6 protein-coding genes and 1 pseudogene are annotated in these 6,630 nt (G+C 67.7%); all 7 read right to left on the minus strand.

The features are described 5' to 3' along the window. Nucleotides 1–58: 58 nt before the first annotated feature. Nucleotides 59–910, minus strand: a complete 852-nt coding sequence (gene pssA / locus ABZ016_RS20340) for a CDP-diacylglycerol--serine O-phosphatidyltransferase (RefSeq protein ID WP_345663289.1) — start codon at nt 908–910, stop codon at nt 59–61. After that, entirely contained in the window at nt 897–1,553 is a 657-nt protein-coding gene (locus ABZ016_RS20345; protein WP_003994082.1) for a phosphatidylserine decarboxylase, read from the minus strand. The genes pssA and ABZ016_RS20345 overlap by 14 nt, the downstream gene beginning before the upstream one ends. A gap of 170 nt (nt 1,554–1,723) precedes the next feature. Further along, nucleotides 1,724–2,929: an acyl-CoA dehydrogenase family protein gene (locus ABZ016_RS20350; protein WP_221755781.1), complete on the minus strand. Its 1,206-nt coding sequence runs from the start codon at nt 2,927–2,929 to the stop codon at nt 1,724–1,726. A 2-nt stretch (nt 2,930–2,931) separates the two neighbouring features. Next, the gene (locus ABZ016_RS20355) at nt 2,932–3,444 is read right to left on the minus strand and encodes a MaoC family dehydratase (protein WP_031107606.1); all 513 of its coding nucleotides are present in this window, start codon (nt 3,442–3,444) and stop codon (nt 2,932–2,934) included. Between the two features lie 5 nt (nt 3,445–3,449). Then, nucleotides 3,450–4,424 carry a CoA ester lyase gene (locus tag ABZ016_RS20360; protein ID WP_356918022.1) on the minus strand — a complete coding sequence of 325 codons (975 nt, stop codon included), beginning with the start codon at nt 4,422–4,424 and terminating at the stop codon, nt 3,450–3,452. Further along, the gene (locus ABZ016_RS20365; protein ID WP_356918023.1) at nt 4,421–6,469 is read right to left on the minus strand and encodes a protein meaA; all 2,049 of its coding nucleotides are present in this window, start codon (nt 6,467–6,469) and stop codon (nt 4,421–4,423) included. Before ABZ016_RS20365 ends, ABZ016_RS20360 begins: the two co-directional genes overlap by 4 nt. Before the next feature lie 17 nt (nt 6,470–6,486). Next, nucleotides 6,487–6,630, minus strand: a pseudogene (locus ABZ016_RS20370) (crotonyl-CoA carboxylase/reductase); the annotation flags it as partial.

A 6,630-nucleotide genomic window follows, 5' to 3' on the forward strand; every position in this document is an offset into this window, starting at 1 on the left:
GCGAAGGGCCCCGAACCGATACCCGGTCCGGGGCCCTCGCCATGCAATCGCTACGACGTCACGGAAGCTGCGCCGCCCGCGCCTCTCGCCGGTTGTCACGGAACGTGTTCACCCGGCGCGCCGTGGCGAACAGCGGGATCGTCGCCGCCATCACGATCTGCAGCGCGCAGCCCGTCTGCAGCAGCGCCTGGCCGCCCGGCGCGTCGAACGCCCAGGCCGCCAGCATGCCCATGGCCGAGACGATCCAGCAGAGCACCGCCACCGCGAGGACGCCCCGCGGCTTCGGGTACTCGACCCGGCTCACCATCAGCCACGCGGTCCCGACGACCGCCAGCAGTGTCGCCTCGAACGGGAGCTCGAGCAGCACGATCGAGACGACCGTGAGCGCACCGAACGGCGAGGGCATGCCCTGGAACGTGCCGTCCTTCACGGTGACGCACGAGAAGCGGGCAAGCCGCAGCACCACCGCCAGCAGCACGACGATCGCGCCCACCGCCGCGACCCGCTCGTGCGCGTCCCTCGCGACCATGCCGTACACGAGCACGAAGTACGCGGGCGCCAGACCGAAGCTGATCAGGTCGGAGAGGTTGTCCAGCTCCGCACCCATCGGCGACGACCGCAGCTTGCGGGCGACGAGACCGTCGAACAGGTCGAAGACCGCCGCGCACAGCATCAGGATCACGGCCGTGGCCGCGCTGTTGCGGGCCATGCCCGAGGCGTCACCCGAGAGGTGCGGGATGAGGATGCCCGTGGTGGTGAAGTACACCGCCATGAAGCCGCACGTGGCGTTGCCGAGCGTCAGGGTGTCCGCTATCGACAGGCGCAGAGAGAGGGGCATCTCCTCTTCTTCGTCGACCTCGTCGGCCTCCGGCACCCAGCCGGCCTTGGTATCCGGATCAATCACGGTCAATGCGAGTCACCCCAGCCACGGTCTTCTGACCGACCTCGACCGCGACCTCCACGCCCTCGGGCAGGTAGAGGTCGACCCGCGAGCCGAAGCGGATCAGGCCGATCCGCTCGCCCTGCTCGACCTTGGTGCCCTGCGGCACGTAGGGAACGATGCGGCGGGCGACCGCGCCGGCGATCTGGATCATCTCGATGTCCCCGAGCTCGGTGTCGAAGTGCCACACGACACGCTCGTTGTTCTCGCTCTCCTTGTTGAAGGCGGGAACGAAGCCACCCGGGATGTGCTCGACCGACGTCACCGTGCCGGCCAGCGGCGCGCGGTTGACGTGGACGTTGAGCGGGCTCATGAAGATCGCGACGCGGGTGCGGCCGTCCTTCCACGGCATGATGCTCTGCACCACACCGTCGGCGGGCGAGATGACCCGGCCCTGGGTGATCTCGCGCTCGGGGTCGCGGAAGAACCACAGCATTCCCGCCGCCAGCGCGGTGGCGGGAACGGCGACGGCCTTGGCGGCGCCGGAGCGGCGGGCACGGGCCAGGCTGAGGGCTGCGGTGGCGACGGTCGGAAGGAGCCACGGCGATGCTCCGCGCGCGAGGCGTACGCCGGCCCGGCTGTCGCGTGGTGCAGAGGTTTGGCTGTGGGGCATGGATGACCTTCGTAGCGGATGAGGCCGCACTCTGACGGGGGACGGCGGCTTTCCGGCGATCGTAGCGGCTCGGGGCCCTAACTGGGTAAGCCAGGAAGCCGAGTCGGCGACCGAAGAGTGCTGACGGGGTGTGATCTTCTTCTCCAAGAAAACACCCCGTATCCGGACATCTAGCCCTGGAATCGATACTCTTCGAGCAGTCGCCGACCGATGATCATTTTCTGGATTTCGGCGGTACCTTCACCGATCAGCAGCATCGGAGCCTCACGGTAGAGGCGCTCGATCTCGTACTCCTTGGAGAAGCCGTAGCCGCCGTGGATCCGGAAGGCGTCTTCGACGACCTCCTTGCAGTACTCGGAGGCGAGGTACTTCGCCATCCCAGCCTCGAGGTCGTTTCGCTCACCGGAGTCCTTTTTGCGAGCTGCGTTCACCATCATCGCATGGGCGGCCTCGACCTTGGTAGCCATCTCGGCCAGCTTGAACTGGATCGCCTGGTGCTGGGCGATCGGCTTGCCGAAGGTGTGACGCTGCTGCGCGTACTGGACGCCCAGTTCGAACGCACGCTGAGCGACGCCGCAGCCACGCGCCGCCACGTTCACGCGGCCGACCTCCACGCCGTCCATCATCTGGTAGAAACCACGGCCGGTGACCCCTCCGAGCACACGATCCGCAGGAATCCGCAGGCCATCCATGATGAGTTCGGTGGTGTCGACCCCCTTGTAACCCATCTTGTCGATCTTGCCGGGGATGGTGAGGCCCGGGCGCACCTCCCCGAAGCCGGGCTCCTTCTCGACGAGGAAGGTCGTCATCGACTTGTGGGGCGCGGTGCCCTCGGGGTGACCTTCGTCACTTCGGACCAGAACGGCCACCAGGGACGACGTTCCGCCGTTCGTGAGCCACATCTTCTGGCCGTTCAGGACGTACTCCTCGCCGTCCTTCACCGCCTTCGACGAGATCGCCGACACGTCCGAGCCGAGCGCCGGCTCCGACATCGAGAACGCGCCCCGGATGTCGCCGGCCGCCATCCTCGGCAGGAAGTGGTCCTTCTGTTCCTGCGTGCCGTGCTGCTTGAGCATGTACGCCACGATGAAGTGGGTGTTGATGATGCCGGAGACCGACATCCACCCACGGGCGATCTCCTCCACGCACAGCGCGTAGGTCAGGAGCGACTCGCCCAGACCCCCGTACTCCTCGGGGATCATCAGGCCGAACAGGCCCAATTCCTTCAGCCCGTCGACGATCTGCTGCGGGTACTCGTCGCGGTGCTCCAGCTCGGTCGCGACCGGGATGATCTCCTTGTCCACGAAGTCCCGGACGGTGGACAGGATCTCCTGCTGGATGTCCGTCAGACCGGCGGTCTGGGCGAGTCGCGCCATGACTACTTCTCCTGCTCTCGCAGCTCCGGGCGGCCGGGCTGCTCGCCGCCGCGCTCCTTGATGTACGTCTCGGTCGGCACCATCACCTTGCGGCGGAACACGCAGACCAGCGTGCCGTCCTGCTTGTAGCCCTTGGTCTCCACGTGCACGATGCCGCGGTCGTTCTTCGACTTCGACGGCCACTTGTCGAGCACGGTCGTCTGGCCGTAGATCGTGTCGCCGTGGAAGGTGGGCGCCACGTGCTTCAGCGACTCGATCTCCAGGTTGGCGATGGCCTTGCCGGAGATGTCCGGCACCGACATGCCGAGCAGCAGCGAGTAGACGTAGTTGCCCACCACGACGTTCTTGCCGAAGTCGGTCGTCTTCTCCGCATAGTTCGTGTCCATGTGGAGCGGGTGGTGGTTCATGGTGAGGAGACAGAACAGGTGGTCGTCGTACTCCGTGACCGTCTTGCCCGGCCAGTGCTTGTACGTCGCGCCGACCTCGAACTCCTCGTAGGTGCGTCCGAACTGCATCGCCGTCACGCCTCCGGGATCTCGAACTTGCTGGTGCGCTGCATGCCGGCGGCGCGGCCCTTGCCCGAGACGACCAGGGCCATCTTGCGGCTGGCCTCGTCGATCATCTCGTCGCCGAGCATCGCGGAGCCCTTCTTGCCGCCCGCCTCGGACGTGTAGTAGTCGTACGCGTCCAGGATCAGCTCGGCGTGGTCGTAGTCCTCCTGGGACGGCGAGAAGATCTCGTTGGACGCCTCGACCTGCCCCGGGTGCAGCACCCACTTGCCGTCGAAGCCGAGCGCGGCGGCGCGCTGGGCGACCTCGCGGTAGCCGTCGATGTTGCGGATCTGCAGGTAGGGGCCGTCGATCGCCTGGAGGTTGTTGGCGCGGGCGGCCATCAGGATCTTCATCAGGATGTAGTGGTAGGCGTCCGCCGGGTAGCCGGGCGGCTGCTCGCCCACGACCAGCGACTTCATGTTGATGGACGCCATGAAGTCGGCCGGGCCGAAGATGATCGTCTCGACGCGCTGGGAGGCCGTCGCGATCTCGTTGACGTTGTTCAGGCCCTGCGCGTTCTCGATCTGCGCCTCGATGCCGATCTTGCCGACCTCGAAGCCCATCGTCTTCTCGATCTGGGTCAGCAGCAGGTCCAGGGCGACGACCTGCTGGGCCGTCTGCACCTTCGGCAGCATGATGCAGTCGAGGTTCTGGCCTGCGCCCTCGACGACCGTGACGACGTCCCGGTACGTCCATTCGGTCGTCCAGTCGTTGACGCGCACGACCCGGGTTTTGCCCGTCCAGTCGCCCTCGTTGAGGAACTTGACGATGGTGTGCCGCGCCTCGGGCTTGGCGAGCGGGGCGCACGCGTCCTCCAGGTCGAGGAAGACCTGGTCCGCCGGGAGGCCCTGGGCCTTCTCCAGGAACCGGGGGTTCGAGCCCGGTACCGCCAGGCAGGAACGCCGGGGGCGAAGGCGGTTGACCTGCGGAGCAGGGCTGGTCATGCGGGGACCTCCAGGGGGTCGAGCTGGTTCGCTTTCCGGATCTCGTCGACGATGCGGCCGATGATTCCGGTGATGTCGAAGTCCTTCGGGGTGAAGACCGCGGCCACTCCGGCTTCCCTGAGCTGCTCGGCGTCACCATTCGGGATGATGCCACCGGCGATCACGGGTATATCTGTGGCACCGGCCACACGGAGCCGTTCGAGGACGTCCGGCACCAGCTGGGCGTGCGAGCCGGACAGGATGGACAGGCCCACCGCGTGCACGTCCTCGGCGAGGGCCGCGTCCACGATCTGTTCGGGCGTCAGCCGGATGCCCTGGTAGACCACCTCGAAGCCGGCGTCCCGCGCGCGCACCGCGATCTGCTCGGCGCCGTTGGAGTGACCGTCCAGGCCGGGCTTGCCGACCAGGAAACGCAGCTTGCCGACGCCCAGGTCCTTCGCCGTCAGTTCCACCTTGCGGCGGACCAGGGCGAGCGTGCTGCCCTCCTCGGCGGGGACGGCCACCGGAGCCGAGGAGACGCCCGTGGGCGCCCGGAACTCGCCGAACACCTCCCGCAGGGCCCCGGCCCACTCGCCGGTCGTCGCACCGGCGCGGGCGCACTCCAGGGTGGCCTCCATGAGGTTCTCGGTGCCGCGCGCGGCCTCCTTCAGCCGCTCCAGGGCCTTGCAGGGCCGCGGATGGTTGAAGGGCGGCTGGTAGCGGCTGTCGCGCCACCGCTGGAGCGCGTCGATGACCCGGGCCTCGACCTCCGGGTCGACCGTCTGGATCGCGGTGTCCAGGTCGGCGGTCAGCGGGTTCGGCTCGGTGCCCTCGAAGGCGTTGACACCGATGATCTTCTCCTGGCCGGACTCGATCCGGCCCCGGCGCTCGGCGTGCGAGGCGACCAGCTGCGACTTGAGGTAGCCGGACTCGACGGCCGCCATCGCGCCGCCCATCTCCTGGATCCGGTCGATCTCCGCGAGAGAGGCCTCGACCAGTTCCTCCACCTTCGCCTCGATCACCTTCGAGCCCTCGAAGATGTCCTCGTACTCCAGCAGATCGCTCTCGTAGGCCAGCACCTGCTGGATGCGCAGCGACCACTGCTGGTCCCAGGGGCGGGGCAGGCCCAGCGCCTCGTTCCAGGCCGGCAGCTGCACGGCACGCGCGCGTGCGTCCTTCGAGAGGGTCACGGCCAGCATCTCCAGCACGATCCGCTGGACGTTGTTCTCCGGCTGTGCCTCCGTCAGGCCCAGGGAGTTGACCTGGACGCCGTAGCGGAAGCGGCGGTGCTTGGGGTTCTCGATGCCGTACCGCTCGCGCGTGACCTTGTCCCAGATGCGGCCGAAGGCGCGCATCTTGCACATCTCCTCGATGAAGCGGACGCCCGCGTTCACGAAGAAGGAGATCCGGCCGACGACATCGCCCATGCGCTCCTGCGGCACCTGGCCGGAGTCGCGCACGGCGTCGAGGACGGCGATCGCGGTGGACATCGCGTACGCGATCTCCTGGACCGGGGTGGCGCCCGCCTCCTGCAGGTGGTAGCTGCAGATGTTGATCGGGTTCCACTTCGGGATGTGGGAAACCGTGTACGCGATCATGTCCGTCGTCAGCCGGAGCGACGGCCCCGGCGGGAACACGTGCGTCCCGCGGGACAGGTACTCCTTGACGATGTCGTTCTGGGTCGTGCCCTGGAGCTTGGTGATGTCCGCGCCCTGCTCCTCGGCGACGACCTGGTAGAGCGCCAGCAGCCACATGGCGGTGGCGTTGATGGTCATCGAGGTGTTCATCTGCTCCAGGGGGATGTCCTGGAACAGCCGGCGCATGTCACCGACGTGCGCGATCGGCACGCCGACCCGGCCGACCTCGCCGCGGGCGAGGACGTGGTCGGAGTCGTAGCCGGTCTGCGTCGGCAGGTCGAACGCGACCGACAGGCCGGTCTGGCCCTTGGCGAGGTTGCGCCGGTACAGCTCGTTGGACGCCTCGGCCGTGGAGTGACCGGCGTAGGTGCGCATGAGCCACGGCCGGTCCTTCTCCCGCCTTCCGTCGGCGGTCTGACGCTCAGTCATCTGTGCCCCCGTATGTCTCAGATGTTGCGGAAGCGGTTGATGGCGTCGATGTGCTTGGCGCGCTTGTCGTGGTCGCGCACGCCCAGGCCCTCCTCGGGGGCGAGGCAGAGCACGCCGACCTTGCCCTGGTGGAGGTTGCGGTGCACGTCGTAGGCGGCCTG

Source organism: Streptomyces sp. NPDC006372 (assembly GCF_040612515.1).
Classification (GTDB): domain Bacteria; phylum Actinomycetota; class Actinomycetes; order Streptomycetales; family Streptomycetaceae; genus Streptomyces.